Below are 14,060 nucleotides of genomic sequence, written 5' to 3' on the forward strand. Positions count from 1 at the left end.
CGACAGTTTAGGAGAAGGGAACGTCCATTGACCAAGAATAGCTTGCTGACCATGTCCAGCGCCGCCGCGCTTATTGCGGTGTCGTTCGCCGTCTCGGCGCCGGTCCGCGCCGCCGACGACGCCGTGATCCAGAAGTGGATTGCTGAATTCCAACCCTCGACGCTGTCGAAGGAAGACCAGAAGAAGGAGCTGGAGTGGTTCGCGAAGGCGGCCGAACCGTTCAAGGGCATGGAGATCAACGTCGTCTCCGAGACCATCACCACCCACGAATACGAATCGCAGACGCTGGCCAAGGCGTTCTCCGAGCTCACCGGCATCAAGCTCAAGCACGACATCATCCAGGAAGGTGACGTCGTCGAGAAGCTGCAGACCCAGATGCAGTCCGGCAAGAACGTCTACGACGGCTGGATCAACGATAGCGACCTGATCGGCACGCACTTCCGCTACGGTCAGACCATCGCGCTGTCGGACTACATGACCGGCGAGGGCAAGGACGTCACCGACCCCATGCTCGACGTCAACGACTTCATCGGCAAGTCTTTCGGCACAGCGCCGGACGGCAAGCTCTATCAGCTGCCCGACCAGCAGTTCGCCAACCTCTATTGGTTCCGCTACGACTGGTTCACCAACCCCGACTACAAGGCCAAGTTCAAGGCCAAGTATGGCTACGAGCTCGGCGTGCCCGTGAACTGGTCGGCCTATGAGGACATCGCCGAGTTCTTCACCAACGACATCAAGGAGATCAACGGCGTCAAGGTCTATGGCCATATGGATTATGGCAAGAAGGACCCCTCGCTCGGCTGGCGGTTCACCGACGCCTGGCTGTCGATGGCGGGTAACGGCGACAAGGGCATTCCGAACGGTCTGCCGGTCGACGAATGGGGCATCCGCATGGAGGGCTGCCGTCCGGTAGGCTCCTCGGTCGAGCGTGGTGGCGACACCAACGGCCCGGCCGCGGTCTACTCGATCACGAAGTACCTGGAGTGGATGAAGAAGTATGCCCCGCCGCAAGCGCAGGGCATGACCTTCTCCGAGTCCGGTCCGGTGCCGGCGCAGGGCAACATCGCCCAGCAGATGTTCTGGTACACCGCTTTCACCGCCGACATGGTGAAGCCGGGCATCGCCGTGATGAACGCGGACGGTACGCCGAAATGGCGTATGGCTCCGTCGCCGCACGGCGCGTACTGGAAGGAAGGCATGAAGCTCGGCTACCAGGATGCCGGCTCCGTGACGCTGCTGAAGTCGACCCCGGCGGATCGCCGCAAGGCAGCCTGGCTCTATCTCCAGTTCATCGTCTCCAAGACGGTCAGCTTGAAGAAGAGCCATGTCGGCCTCACGTTCATTCGTGAATCCGACATCTGGGACAAGTCGTTCACTGAGCGTGCGCCGAAGCTCGGCGGCCTGATCGAGTTCTACCGCTCGCCCGCGCGCGTGCAGTGGACACCGACGGGCAACAACGTGCCCGACTATCCGAAGCTTGCGCAGTTGTGGTGGCAGAATATCGGCGATGCGTCGTCCGGTGCGAAGACGCCGCAGGCCGCGATGGACTCGCTCGCAGCCGCTCAGGACTCCGTGATGGAGCGCCTGGAGAAGTCCGGCGTGCAGGGGGCCTGCGGTCCGAAGCTGCACAAGAAGGAGTCGGCCGAATACTGGTACGCCAAGGCCCAGAAGGACGGCACCATCGCCCCACAGCGCAAGCTCGCCAACGAGAAGCCGAAGGGCGAGACGGTCGACTACGACACCCTGATCAAGTCGTGGCCGGCCCAGCCCCCGAAGCGGGCGGAAGCGAAGTAGGCGGCGCGTAACGTCATCAAATGCGAAAGGCCGGGAGCGATCCCGGCCTTTTTTCTGTTTTCGCCTCTCCCCGCAAGCGGGGAGAGGCGAAGACATTACTCCGCCGGTTCGGCTGCCAGCGTCGGGTAATCCGTGTACCCCTTGGCGCCGCCACCGTAGAAGGTGTTCTTGTCCCAATCGTTCAGCGGCGCACCTGCCTTCAGCCGCTCGACCAGATCGGGGTTCGAGATGAACGGCTTGCCGAAGGCGATGAGGTCGGCCGCGTTGGCGTCCAGCACCTTGGTGGCGAGGTCGAAATCATAGCCGTTGTTGGCGATGTAGGCGCCGGCGAAGCGCTTGCGCAAGCTCGCATAGTCGAACGGCGCGATGTCGCGCGGCCCGCCCGTGGCGCCCTCGACGACGTGGAGATAGACCAGCTTGAGCGCGGCCAGGCCATCGACGATGTGGTCGTACAGCGCCTGCGGGTTGGAATCCGAGATGTCGTTGGCCGGCGTCACCGGCGAGATGCGGATACCGGTGCGGTCGGCGCCGGCCTCGGCCACGACGGCCTTGGAGACCTCCAGCATCAGCTTGGCGCGGTTCTCGATCGAGCCGCCATAGGCGTCGGTGCGCTTGTTGGTGCCATCCTTGGCGAACTGCTCGAGCAGATAGCCGTTGGCGCCGTGGATCTCGACGCCGTCGAAGCCGGCCTCCAGCGCGTTCTTCGTGGCGCGCTTGAAATCGTCGATGATCCCGGGAATCTCGGAGAGCTCGAGCGCGCGGGGCTCGGAGACGTCGGCGAAGCCGCCGTTCACGAACGTCTTGCCCTTGGCGCGGATCGCGCTCGGCGCGACCGGGGCTGCACCACCCGCCTGCAGATCGACATGCGAGATGCGGCCGACATGCCAGAGCTGGATGTAGATCTTGCCGCCGCGCTCATGGACGCGGTCGGTGACCTTGCGCCAGCCGGCGACCTGGTCCTTGGTGTAGATACCGGGGGTGTCCTGGTAGCCCTGGCCCTGCTGCGAGACCTGGCTCGCTTCGGTGATCAGGAGGCCCGCAGAGGCGCGCTGGGCGTAATAGTCGGCGGCCAGCGGGCTCGGCACGAATGTGCCCGGCGCGGCGCGGTTGCGCGTCAGCGGCGCCATCACCAGTCGGTTGGCCAGCGTGATCGGGCCGAGCTTGTAGGTCTCAAACAATTTGGTCGGGCGGCTCATTGGGGTGCTTCCAGGCGGTGAGAGGTCCGGAACACTTGTGCATTGCGTCAATCGGCGCAAGAGACGAGCCATACGGAAAGTGCAGGCGAGCTACGCGGCGGGGCCCGCGTAGCATAATTCATGTGCGATTTTGGTCACGACAGTGGATTGCGACTACCGCGGCCCTGCAAATCAGTTCGTGCCCATGAAATCTCGCTTGCCGATCTCGACGCCGTTGTGGCGCAAAATGCCGTGGGCGGTCGTGGCATGAAAATAGAAATTCGGCAGCGAGAAAGCGCTCAGGAATTGCTGCCCCTTCATGGTGATGGATTTGTCGGGGCCGGCCGGAAAGGTGACGTCCTTGGTCTCGGCGCCCTCGAACTGCTCGGACTTGAAGGACTTCACATAGTCGATGGTCTTCGCCAGCCGCTGCTTCAATTCCGCAAAGCTGGTCTCGGTGTCGGGCGTCGAGGGCACTTCGCTGTGGGTCAGCCGTGCGCAGCCCTTGGCGGCGAAATCGCTGACCAGCTGGATCTGCCTCGACAGCGGCAGCATGTCCGGAAACAGACGGGAGCCGAGCAGGACGCTGGGGTCGATCTTCTTGGCCGCGCAATGCGCCTCGGCTTTGGTGAGCAGGCCGGTCAGGCTGTTCAGCATCTGCAAATAGGCGGGGACGACGGCGTCGTAGAAGGACATGTGATGCTCGCTCTCGTGTGGGAAATCTCAGGAGAAAACCTGAGCCACTCACATGGGAGCCTCATGGAAAAATACAATCGCCGGATCTGACTGTGCAGTGCGAAAATTCTACCTCACCGTCCCCGCCGGCTGCGCCTGCGCCGTGCCGCCGCGCATGCGGGCGAGCAGCTCGGCGGTCGGCCAGGAATCGGCCGGCAAGCCATGCTTGATCTGGATCGCCTTGATGGCCGCGCGGCTCTGCTGGCCCAGCACGCCGTCGACCTTGCCGACATTGAAGCCGGCGCGCACCAGCAGCTGCTGCAACTCCTTGAGCTCGTGGAACGGCAGTTGCGACACCGGTTGGGCGGGCTTGCGCATGGGGGCGGCGCCCGCAATGCGCGAGGCGAGATAGCCCGCCGTGGTCGAATAGATCAGCGAGTTGTTCCACTCGGTGTAGGCGGCGAAATTCGCATAGGCCATGAAGGCCGGGCCAAAGCGCCCCATCGGCAGCAGCACGGAGGCCGCGAGATTGTCGTTCGGCAAGGGACGGCCGTCGGGATAGGTCACCCCTAACTGCGCCCATGTCGAGCGTGGCTCTCGCACCGTAAGATCGGTCTTATCCCACGGCAGGTTTTGCGGCACCTTGACCTCTTCCAGCCACGGCTCGCCACGCCGCCACTTCAAGCCGTTGGCGATGTAGTTCGCGGTCGAGCCGATCACGTCGGCTGGCGAGCGCAACAGGTCGCGCCGTCCGTCACCGTCATAGTCGACGGCGTAGTTGACGTAATGCACGGGCAGGAACTGGGTCTGGCCGAGCTCGCCGGCCCAGGAGCCGATCATCTCGTCGGGATGTAGATCGCCGCGGTCGATGATCTTCAGCGCGGCGATGGTCTCGCCCACGAACATCTCTGAGCGCCGGCAGTCATAGGCGAGCGACACTAGCGATTTCAGTGTCGGCAGATTGCCCATGTTGGCGCCGAAGTCGCTCTCCAGCCCCCAGAACGCGGCGATCACCGCCGGCGGCACGCCATATTCCTTCTCGGCGCGCGCGAATGCGGCAGCGTATTTCTTGATGTGCTGCTGGCCGTTCTGCATGCGATAGGGCGCGGCCATGCGGCCGGCGAATTCGGTGAAGAGCTGGCCGAACACGCGCTGGCCGCGGTCGCGGTTGACGATGCCCTGGTCGTAGACGAGATAGGGCGAAGCCTCCGCAATCGTCCGCTGCGACACGCCGGCGGTCACGGCCTGTTGCTTCACATCGGCCAGGAAGCGATCGAAGCTCGCGCCATTGTGGCACGACGCCGCGCGCGGCGAGGGTGCGGCCGCCTTGGGAGCAGCGGGGACCGTGGGCCGGCCGGGAGGGGGAACGAGTTGCTGCGCCGATGCTGCGGAGAACGACAAGAAAATTATCGTAAGCGCAGCGATCGCGCATCGGGTCTTGGACATCCAGCTCACCGGTTCGGGGCCATTGGCGATTCGTATGGTAATGCGCCAACCGCCGTCGATAAAGAGGTGGCATATCTACTCCGACGCATGGTCCAGCGTCAGGGCTGAGCGTCGTTCCGAGGTATCTCGGGAGAGGGATGCCTTTCCCCGGCCTTCGTCTAGCCGAACAGCCGCAACAGCAGCGCCTTGCCGACGGGGATGGCCCTGATCCCCCGGTAGGCGCGCACATATTCACCGGCGTAAAAGGCCCTGATCGCATGGACGCGGATATCCATGCTTTCTTCAAAGCGCACTGCAAATCCATTCCTCGTCCGTCGCACCACGACGCTGGCGATCGAACGGCCATAGATTTGGCATTCAAGCTTGCTGCCGATCGCGGGTGGATCGGGGTCGATAAGGCGGGCGCCGCTGATGGATATATCGCCGAGCCGGGCCAGGTACGATTTGCCGCCCTGATGCACTAGAATCGGCTCGTTGCGGTTGAAGCGCTCCGCCTTGCGTTTGCGCGGCTGCTCGATGCAGACGAAGCAGACGACAGTGAGGATAAGGGCGTTGTAGAGGCTCCATGCCAGCGCCAGCCCGCCATAGGCGATGCTTTCGCCGCGCAGATGCAGGATGAAGGCATAGGCGATGGCCGCGAGCGTGATGATGAGAGCCCCTCCATATAGCCGGAGCAGCGGCCACTCCACGAATTTCCGGCCGCGCTCGCCGCCCTTGGCCGTGACCTTGAACTTGTGTCCTTTCGGCTTCAACAGGCCGGTCGCGACCGCCTTGAGCACCGCGGGCGCTGCAACGAGCTGCGAGACATCCGTCATCATCGCAAGCGAACGGCCGCGCGACAGCCAGGCCATGGTGAGCCCATGCCAGACGTAGAACGGCAGGAAGTACCGCAACAGCTCGGAGAGGTCGGCCTGCACCGCCTTGATACCGAAAAGCAGGAACAGCCAGGGCACCACCAGCCCGAACATCTTGGTCCCGTAGACGGCCGTCCAGCTCATAAAGGCATCGACCAGCGACAGCCGGTCGATGAACGGGAGTTTCGAATGACGCGACAGCGGTCCGCTACGGCCGCGCACGATTTGCATGAAGCCGAGGCACCAGCGCCCGCGCTGGGTGATGTATTCCTTGAGCCCCTCCGGCGCGAGGCCGATGGTCAGTCGCTCGTTGAGATAGATGGTGTTGAAGCCGAGCTCTTTCAGCCGCAGCGTGACGAGATAATCCTCGGTCACCGAGTCAGTCGGAAAGCCGCCGATCTGCATCAAGGCGCCGTAACGGATGAGGGACGATGTGCCGCAGCAGAAGGCGACGCCCCAGGCGTCCTTTGCCGGCATCAGGATGTCGAAAAAGAAGCGCTGCTCGTCAGGCCAGACGTCGGTGGCGCCCAGATTGCTTTGGATCGGATCGGGGTTGATGAAATGCTGGGGCGTCTGCACGACTCCAATGCCGGCGTCGTCCATCAGGCTGATGGTCCGACTGAGGAAGTCGGGCCGCGGCACGAAATCGGCGTCGAGAATTGCGATGAAGTCCGGCGGCTGCGGCAGTTCGCTGACATGCCTGAGCGCATGGTTGATGTTACCCGCCTTGGCATGCCGGTTGTCGGTGCGCGCGAGATAGCGGCAGCCGAGCTCCTGCGCGAGGCGCCGCAACCACAGGCGACGTCCGTCGTCGAGCACCCAGACGCGGTAGTTGCCGTACTCCATCCCGGTCGCGCCGATGATCGTCCGCTCCAGGATCGATTTGTCCTCGTTGTAAGTGCAGATGAACATGTCGATCAACGGAGCTGCGGGATCCCTGGCGCGGTTGTCGACCTTCGCCGCGCCCGAACGGTCGATGGTTCGGCTGAGGAAGAGCATCGACAGCGCGACTGCGATCAGAGACGCGGATTCCGCCAGCATGAAGGGAAGGCCGATCAGGAAGTCCGCGGTCAGTCCGGGCGGCGGTACGGTCTCGGTGACGCGCCAATGGAAGTAGCGCAGCAACAGGACGAACGACACGCCGGTCAGCAGCGAACGCGCCGGCGTGTTCTCGCGCCTGAGAAGCGGCACCACCGCCATGAATGCACCGAGCGCAAGAAAGCCGGGCGCCAGCGCCGCCATCATGGCGCCGCCTCGCGCCGGGAGAAGATCACGCGGCCGGTCCGTCCCACCGTGCAGTCGTGCGCGGCGGCGTCGGCAGGCGCCACCGTCACGCGGTAGGGCTCCTTGCCTAGCGCGTCAGGATTGATGGCGAGATTGGCCGGGGCGCCCGCGGCCCCGGTCAGGTTGACGACGGTGCCGGCGATCGGGACCCCGCCGTCGTTCGGCTCGAAAGTGGTGCGATCGCCAAGCTGCAGCCGGTTGTATACGCTCTCGGTGACATTGGCCGTGATCACGGCACCGCTGCAGTCCAGCACCTTGAGCAGGGGCTGGCCGATCTGCACGTCTTCGCCCGGCGAGGTCATCATTTCCCAGACCCGGCCGGTGACCGGGGTTCTGATGCTGGCCTCGGAAATGTCGGCGAAGCGGATCTCTTCGACGATGATCTCGTTGCCGAGCCAGGCGATCTCGGTGTCGGTGTGCACCAGATCGGCCTCCAGGTCCTTGGCGCGCAGGCGCATCTCCTCCTCGCGCTGGACGGAGCTCGGGCGGTCGTTGTAGCTGTCGCCGAGGAACGAGCCGCTCCTTGCCGCACGCAGCTCGACCTGTGCGGCGTCCAGCCGCTTGCGCGTGCCGAGCTCGGTCTGCTGCGCGACCGACAGCTCGCGGGTCAGCCGCGACAACTCGACCGTGGATACGTTGCCGGATTTCGCGAGTGACGACGCCCGATCGACCGCGGCGTTTGCTTCCTCTCGCCGCGCGGCGGCGGCCTCGATCGAGGTCTGGATTTCGGCGATGCGCGCTTCGAGCTGAAGGACGCGTCCGTCCTTGAACAATGCGGCCTGCCGGGCGAGGTCCTGCTGGGCGGCCCGGGGCGGTCTCGAGCTTGGTTGCGAGGCTCGGCCGCTCGTTCTCCAGTCGCGATTTCTGCCGTCGAAGATCGTCGAGTCGCGTGCGATCGCCGCGCGAATTCACGACACGCAGCACAACCATGCCGGCGTCAAGATGTGCCTGGTCCTTCATCGCAGCGGGGGCTGCGGCAACGCGTCCGCCGATCGGCGCACGCAGGGTGACGAGGCGGGAGTTCAGCACGGCCTCGACGCTGGAATTCTGCCACATCGCGCGCAGCGGCAGCCAGCCGAATATGGCGATGACGGCGAGCCCCGCCGCGATCTTCAAGCTCCGCTGCAAGAGGATCCGGCCTTGCGGAGGACCCGTAGGTTCGACCCGGGCGGCAGGCTGCCGTGGGTGCTTCTCATCGGCAAGCAGCTCCTCTTGCAGCGCTTGCTGCAGGCCCTTCGCGTCTGCGGAACCGGCCGCTTCGGATGCATCGTGAACGGGAGCGGCCTGCGACCGGTCCATCATGGCAGTCACCTGGCTGAGGGGAGGTCATGGAACGGACCAATGCGCGAGCCGCGCTCCCGTGCCTGCGTCTGCGGACTTAGTCCGGCGTACGCTTTCCAATGTGCTGGACTCTTGCGTGTAGTTTTATATGAATACGCGTCAAGGTTTAATTATGCGTCGCCGCGACGCAGTCGCAGCCCTTGCAGCGGGGGGCCAACTTCATAACTCAAGCTCGTTCTGAATCCTTGGCTCAAATTGGCAGCTGGGATCGGCTGCACTGGCTTATGCGTCAGCAACGGGATGTCGCCATGAACTACCTTCGTACCGCAATGCTTCTCGCAGGCCTCACCGCCCTGTTCATGGGCGTCGGCTATCTGATCGGCGGCGCCTCCGGTGCCATGATCGCACTCGTCATTGCCGCGGCGACCAATCTCTTCACCTACTGGAACTCCGATCGCATGGTGCTCTCGATGTACGGCGCCCATGAGGTCGATCGTTCGACTGCGCCGGAGCTGGTCGGGCTGGTCGCGGAACTTGCGGGCCGGGCAGGCTTGCCGATGCCGCGTGTGTTCCTGATGGACGAGGCACAGCCGAACGCGTTCGCGACCGGACGAAACCCGCAAAATGCCGCGGTGGCCGTCACCACCGGCCTGATGCGCCAGCTCAGCCGCGAGGAGCTCGCCGGCGTGATCGCGCACGAGCTCGCCCATATCAAGAATCACGACACGCTGCTGATGACGATCACTGCGACCATCGCCGGCGCGATCTCGATGCTGGCGCAGTTCGGCATGTTCTTCGGTCACCGCGACAACAACAACGGCCCGGGCATCGTCGGCTCGATCCTGATGATGATCCTCGCGCCGATTGGCGCCATGCTGGTGCAGATGGCGATCAGCCGCACCCGCGAATATGCCGCCGACGATCTCGGCGCACGCATCGCGGGACAACCGATGTGGCTGGCCTCTGCGCTGGTCAAGATCGAGGGGGCCGCGCATCAGGTGCCGAACTACGAGGCGGAGCGAAACCCTGCGACTGCGCACATGTTCATCATCAATCCGCTGTCGGGCCATGGCGTCGACAATCTGTTCGCCACCCATCCCTCGACGCAGAACCGCATCGCCGCGCTTCAGCAACTCGCGGCCGAACTCGGCGCGCGGGCGGCGCCGTCGCTCGGCGCCAACGAGAATTATCCGCCGCGCAGCCCCTGGGGACGGTCGTCCTCGCGTGGGCCCTGGGGCTGAACCGGAACATGCGGCACTTTTGCGGGCGGCTTTGTGACCTGGCGCACACAGGATCGTCGGAGCCGGTGTTAACACCCGGGCGAGACACTTCCTTCGAAAGGGGATGCGTGACCGGCTCGCTGCCGGCCACCGTCGAAGATGACCAGAGCTGCCGTACCTTTCCTGATCGTCCTGTGCGTGCTTGTCGGCCTGTCCATGCACACGGTCGTCAATTGCGGCGACGAGGACGATCCCGACATTTGCTCGGCCGTGATCGGCTTCTCGCCGCTGCGCGGCGCGCTGATCGCGTTTGCCTATGAGGGACGCGGGCGGATCGCGCTGCGCCATGGCGACTTCAGGCGGGCGATTGCCGATTTCGACGAGGCGATCCACCTCAATCCGAACCGCGCCTCGCTCTATCGCGACCGTGCGCTGGCGCGCCGTCAGAACGGCGATCTGGAGCTCGCCATCGCCGACTATGACGAGGCGATCGCGCATGATCCCAAGCTTGCAGCGCCCTATCACCAGCGCGGTCTCGCGCTTGCCGCCACCGGGGATCTCGATCGCGCCATCCTGAGCTACAACACGGCGGTCCGCCTCGACCCCTCGGATGCGCCCGCCCGCCTCGACCGTGGCCTTGCGTTCCTCGCTCGTGGCCAGGCCGACGACGCCCGCGCCGATTTCGAGGCGGCGCTGGCGCTGCCGGCGGGCAAGGACGGTCGCTCGCACGAGGTCGCACGTGCCAGGCTCGCCGAGCTTTCGAATGTCGAGCCGACCCAAATCGCCGCGCCGAGACAATGAGAAGGGGCCTTTCCTCTCGCCGTTCTTACCGGGAAAGGTGAAGGGCGCCGGCGGCGACTATTTCGCCTTCTTCGCGTTGGCCTTCTTCGCCTTCTTCGCCGGCTTGTCCTTAGCCTTCTTCTCCGCCTTCACTGCAATCGGCGTACTGGCGGCAAGCCGCATCGATCGCGCGTAGCTGTCGGCGACGTTGTCGGCGGACATCTGCAGGCGCTTGGCGGCGGCGGTGGCCTGCTCCATGGTGGCTTTGGCCATCATCTTGAAGCGCTCGGCGGTCTCCTTGCCCTTGGCCTTGGCCGCAAGGCCGTTGAAGCGATCCCGCCGCTCCTTGGCGCGGGTCATCAGGCCCGTATGCAGCTGTCTGGCCAGTTGCCGGATCACGACATCCAGGTCGGCGTCCGCCATGTTGTTCTATCCTCTTCGAAAAACGGTATCGATGCGGGCGGGACTATGCAGATCGGGCCCCGCCTTGGCAATTCCCGCCGAGACGTCATCCGCAGCTTCCGGTCTGCAAAAAACAAAAAAGCCGCGCTAGTTGCGCGGCTTTTCTGATGTCTCCGTGGGGCGCCTCACTTCAGCGAGGCGACCGGGCCATTTGCCGCCGCCGGCTCCGGGTCGAAACCGAACACGCCGACCAGATATTTGTAATAGTCCGGCATCTTCTCCTTGAGCGTCTCGCGGGATTTCGGATCGTGGAATTCGCTCTTTCCGGCCAGGAAGATGCTGGCGGTCACGGCAAAGAATTCCATGGGATTCTTCAACGCATAGGACTCCTTGGGCAGCAGATCCTTGGATTTAGCGAGGGCGAAATAGGCGATCACGCCCTTGTTGGCGTAGCCGTCCGGCAACAGCCGCGCGTGATAGGCGTGCAGGAGTTCATGCAGCAGCACGGCCTCCTTTTCGTACCGCATCATGTCCGGCCGCAGCATGATCACGCCGAGGCCCGAATCGACCGCGAGGTCGACGGCGTTCGGATTGGTCCAGCGCTGCTTGTCGTGGTCCCAGACCGTCAGCGTCCGCGGCACGCGGCGTTCGACGTTGGGGGCGACACGGCCGTAGCAGGCGGTGGCGGCGCCTTCGTCGAGGCAGGCGAGCTCGCTGGCGATGATCGGCACGGTGCGGAAGAAGCGCAGCACGCGCGGCGACAGGCCGGCCGCCTCGACCGAGTCGATCTGGCTCTTCAGATTGGCGGTGAGCTTGTCGACATCCTTGCGGTCGGAGTTCTCCGTGAGGTCGAACATGTAGCCGCGATAGCTCTGGAAGCCCGGCGGCAGCGGCTGCGCTGGGTCGGCATCGAGCGATCCGGCTCGGGATGGATTGGCGAAGAGCGCGCCGACAATGGTTGCGGTCAGCAGCAACGCAATGCGCATGATGAACCCCCTGATGTCACTTCGCTCGGCAGGATAGGCCACCGTTGTTTGCGAAAAGTGAGTGGGGCGAGACTATGGCACCGATGTTGAGGCGTGCTTAATCGTTGGTTGCAGATCGCAAAGGCGGATTAGGAAGGCGTTAACCAGCGCTGGGCGATGAGGCCGCGCGTGGCGCAGCCTCATCTGCAAAAGTCTGCTCAGTAGTCATAGCCCGGACGGCCGGGATAATATTGGCGATTGCAGGTCCTGCGCCCGCGATCATAGGCAGCGGCGTCGCCACGGGAGAGCGCACTGACATATTTCAGACAGCGCACGTAGTTGTCGTTGCCGAGCCAATCGAGACTCCCGGCAGCGGCGGGTGTGAGCTGGGCCGAGCCGCCGAGCGCCGCGATGGCGATGAGAGCGGAGTAGATCGAAAGTGTGCCGGTCTTCATGTCCGTATTCCCTTGCGGCTGCCCGATGCAGCCGGCCTTGACGCAACCATGCATCAAGCGACAGGGAATAACTGTGATGGCCATCACTCATGCTCTCCGCATCGCAAGCGTGCTGGCAAACGATTTTGCCGTCCTCACAACTCCCGCGCATTCGAGAAGGCGAAGCTCGATACCCTTCGCGTCGTCTCGTCCAGGATCAGCGTGCGCGTGATCGGCGGCTCGGCGCGCTGGGCGCAGTTTTCGCGCTCGCAGAGGCGGCAGTTGACGCCGATCGGAGTGCCCTCGGTCTTCTCGAGGTCCATGCCGGCGGCGTAGACGAGGCGTGAGGCGTGGCGGATCTCGCAGCCCAGGCCGATGGCGAAGCGCGGCTGCGGCAGCGGATGCGGTGCCACCGGACGGCGCACCATCTGCGCGATCGAGAAATAGCGCGTGCCGTCGGACAGCTCGATGACCTGCTTGAGCAGGCGATCCGGCGTGTCGAAGGTCGAGTGCACGTTCCAAAGCGGGCAGGTGCCGCCGAATTTCGAGAACGGGAACGTGCCCGAGGAAAACCGCTTCGAGACGTTGCCGGCATTGTCGACGCGCAGCAGGAAGAACGGAATTCCGCGCGCATTCGGCCGCTGCAGCGTGGTGAGGCGATGGCAGACCTGCTCGAAGCCGGAATTGAAGCGCTGCGCCAGCAAATGGATATCGTAGCTCAAGGCCTCGGCCGCGGCCAGGAACGCCGGATAGGGCATCATCACGGCCGCCGCAAAATAGTTGGCGAGCGTAATGCGGAACAGTCGCCGCGGTGCGTCGTCGAGCGGGCCGGCGCGGCCGATGATAGTCTCCAGATGTTGCGCGCATTCGCCGAGGCCGAGCTGGAAGGCGAGCTGGAAGGCGCGGCCGGGCGAGTCGACCAGCTCGGATATCAGCAACTGGCGGCGGTGACGGTCGAAACGCCGCAGCGTCTCGCGCATCACGTCGACGGGCATGACGCGGGTCTGGATCGAATGCTTTTCGCGCAGCCGGGCGGCGAGCGCGGCATAGAGTCCTTCGGCCGGCGCGTTCAGTTCGTCGCGCAAGGTTTCGGCAGCCTGTTCGAGCTCCGGAAAATAGTTGCGGTTGGCCTCGATCAGCTCGCGCACGCGCTCGACCGGATTGGCCTCATAGCGCGTGCCGACATCGCGGTCGGCCATCTGTGCCGCGGCCAGCGTCTCGCCCTGGCGCGCCTCGGTATAGGCCGCGTAGAGCCGCTGCAGCGCGTGGGTCACGCCCGGGCAAAGCTCGGCGAGGTCGCGCAACTCCTGCTTGGGCACATCGATCTGGCGGAACAGCGGATCGGAGAAGATCTCGTTCAGTTCCGCGAAGAAACGGTCCTCGTCGGCTGTGGCGAGGTCACGCAGGTCGAGGTCGTAGGTCTCGGCCAGCCGCAGCAGGATCTGCGCGGTCACCGGGCGCTGGTTGCGCTCGATCAAATTGACGTAGCTCGGCGAGATTCCGAGCCCCTCGGCCATCTGGGTCTGCGACAGCCCCAATTGCTGCCGGATCCTCCGGAAGCGCGGGCCGACGAACAGTTTCTTCCCGGACTCGGCGGCCATTGTCGGGTCTCCAGCAGCGTCAAGGACAGTCTTGCTGTCCTATATTGTTACAAGATTTACAAAATAACATCTATTACATGTTCTGATGTTACATGACATCACCATTCAATTACAAGCCTACTATACGAACTTCCCTTTCTCGCGTTTAG

General features: G+C 64.2%; 12 protein-coding genes. 3 read left to right on the forward strand and 9 right to left on the reverse strand.

Going from position 1 to position 14,060, the window contains the following annotated elements:
- Positions 1–51 precede the first annotated feature (51 nt).
- Positions 52–1,794, forward strand: coding sequence for an ABC transporter substrate-binding protein (locus IVB24_RS12670; protein WP_162308876.1), 1,743 nt, complete (start codon positions 52–54; stop codon positions 1,792–1,794).
- 95 nt (positions 1,795–1,889) lie between these two features.
- Here the strand turns inward: IVB24_RS12670 and IVB24_RS12675 are convergent, their stop codons facing one another.
- The 5 genes from IVB24_RS12675 to IVB24_RS40195 all read right to left on the reverse strand — a co-directional run bounded on the left by IVB24_RS12675 (position 1,890) and on the right by IVB24_RS40195 (position 8,001).
- Positions 1,890–2,990 (reverse strand): alkene reductase, encoded by a 1,101-nt coding sequence (locus IVB24_RS12675; RefSeq protein ID WP_166474304.1) that lies wholly within the window; start codon positions 2,988–2,990, stop codon positions 1,890–1,892.
- A gap of 171 nt (positions 2,991–3,161) precedes the next feature.
- A complete protein-coding gene (locus IVB24_RS12680; RefSeq protein ID WP_247773073.1) occupies positions 3,162–3,665 on the reverse strand; it encodes a DUF1993 domain-containing protein in 504 nt (167 codons plus the stop codon).
- Between the two features lie 108 nt (positions 3,666–3,773).
- The gene (locus IVB24_RS12685) at positions 3,774–5,090 is read right to left on the reverse strand and encodes a lytic murein transglycosylase (protein ID WP_247773074.1); all 1,317 of its coding nucleotides are present in this window, start codon (positions 5,088–5,090) and stop codon (positions 3,774–3,776) included.
- A gap of 158 nt (positions 5,091–5,248) precedes the next feature.
- A complete protein-coding gene (locus IVB24_RS12690; RefSeq protein WP_247773075.1) occupies positions 5,249–7,189 on the reverse strand; it encodes a glycosyltransferase in 1,941 nt (646 codons plus the stop codon).
- Positions 7,186–8,001, reverse strand: a complete 816-nt coding sequence (locus IVB24_RS40195) for an HlyD family efflux transporter periplasmic adaptor subunit (protein WP_346771371.1) — start codon at positions 7,999–8,001, stop codon at positions 7,186–7,188. The genes IVB24_RS12690 and IVB24_RS40195 overlap by 4 nt, the downstream gene beginning before the upstream one ends.
- An 816-nt stretch (positions 8,002–8,817) precedes the next feature.
- Between IVB24_RS40195 and htpX the strand changes: the two genes are divergently transcribed.
- Both htpX and IVB24_RS12705 read left to right on the forward strand, forming a co-directional pair.
- The gene (htpX, locus tag IVB24_RS12700) at positions 8,818–9,750 is read left to right on the forward strand and encodes a zinc metalloprotease HtpX (RefSeq protein ID WP_094975875.1); all 933 of its coding nucleotides are present in this window, start codon (positions 8,818–8,820) and stop codon (positions 9,748–9,750) included.
- Positions 9,751–9,888: 138 nt separating this feature from the next.
- The gene (locus IVB24_RS12705) at positions 9,889–10,530 is read left to right on the forward strand and encodes a tetratricopeptide repeat protein (RefSeq protein ID WP_247773076.1); all 642 of its coding nucleotides are present in this window, start codon (positions 9,889–9,891) and stop codon (positions 10,528–10,530) included.
- Positions 10,531–10,587: 57 nt separating this feature from the next.
- Here IVB24_RS12705 and IVB24_RS12710 read toward each other — a convergent pair whose 3' ends face one another.
- From IVB24_RS12710 to IVB24_RS12725, 4 genes are all read right to left on the reverse strand, one after another.
- Complete coding sequence (locus tag IVB24_RS12710; protein WP_140477560.1) at positions 10,588–10,932, reverse strand: hypothetical protein; 345 nt, start codon at positions 10,930–10,932, stop codon at positions 10,588–10,590.
- A 164-nt stretch (positions 10,933–11,096) separates the two neighbouring features.
- Positions 11,097–11,897 carry a hypothetical protein gene (locus IVB24_RS12715; protein WP_166466774.1) on the reverse strand — a complete coding sequence of 267 codons (801 nt, stop codon included), beginning with the start codon at positions 11,895–11,897 and terminating at the stop codon, positions 11,097–11,099.
- A 197-nt stretch (positions 11,898–12,094) separates the two neighbouring features.
- The gene (locus IVB24_RS12720) at positions 12,095–12,331 is read right to left on the reverse strand and encodes a hypothetical protein (protein ID WP_247773077.1); all 237 of its coding nucleotides are present in this window, start codon (positions 12,329–12,331) and stop codon (positions 12,095–12,097) included.
- Positions 12,332–12,465: 134 nt separating this feature from the next.
- Positions 12,466–13,911 carry a short-chain fatty acyl-CoA regulator family protein gene (locus IVB24_RS12725; protein WP_247773078.1) on the reverse strand — a complete coding sequence of 482 codons (1,446 nt, stop codon included), beginning with the start codon at positions 13,909–13,911 and terminating at the stop codon, positions 12,466–12,468.
- Positions 13,912–14,060 lie beyond the last annotated feature (149 nt).

Source organism: Bradyrhizobium sp. 192 (assembly GCF_023100965.1).
GTDB classification, from domain to species: domain Bacteria; phylum Pseudomonadota; class Alphaproteobacteria; order Rhizobiales; family Xanthobacteraceae; genus Bradyrhizobium; species Bradyrhizobium symbiodeficiens.

Bases quoted from the DNA above. Each gene is read 5' to 3' on its own strand.
- IVB24_RS12670 (WP_162308876.1), top strand. From the start codon at position 52: ATGTCCAGCGCCGCCGCGCTTATTGCGGTGTCGTTCGCCGTCTCGGCG.
- IVB24_RS12675 (WP_166474304.1), bottom strand. From the start codon at position 2,990: ATGAGCCGCCCGACCAAATTGTTTGAGACCTACAAGCTCGGCCCGATC.
- IVB24_RS12680 (WP_247773073.1), bottom strand. From the start codon at position 3,665: ATGTCCTTCTACGACGCCGTCGTCCCCGCCTATTTGCAGATGCTGAAC.
- IVB24_RS12685 (WP_247773074.1), bottom strand. From the start codon at position 5,090: ATGTCCAAGACCCGATGCGCGATCGCTGCGCTTACGATAATTTTCTTG.
- IVB24_RS12690 (WP_247773075.1), bottom strand. From the start codon at position 7,189: ATGATGGCGGCGCTGGCGCCCGGCTTTCTTGCGCTCGGTGCATTCATG.
- htpX (WP_094975875.1), top strand. From the start codon at position 8,818: ATGAACTACCTTCGTACCGCAATGCTTCTCGCAGGCCTCACCGCCCTG.
- IVB24_RS12705 (WP_247773076.1), top strand. From the start codon at position 9,889: ATGACCAGAGCTGCCGTACCTTTCCTGATCGTCCTGTGCGTGCTTGTC.
- IVB24_RS12710 (WP_140477560.1), bottom strand. From the start codon at position 10,932: ATGGCGGACGCCGACCTGGATGTCGTGATCCGGCAACTGGCCAGACAG.
- IVB24_RS12715 (WP_166466774.1), bottom strand. From the start codon at position 11,897: ATGCGCATTGCGTTGCTGCTGACCGCAACCATTGTCGGCGCGCTCTTC.
- IVB24_RS12720 (WP_247773077.1), bottom strand. From the start codon at position 12,331: ATGAAGACCGGCACACTTTCGATCTACTCCGCTCTCATCGCCATCGCG.
- IVB24_RS12725 (WP_247773078.1), bottom strand. From the start codon at position 13,911: ATGGCCGCCGAGTCCGGGAAGAAACTGTTCGTCGGCCCGCGCTTCCGG.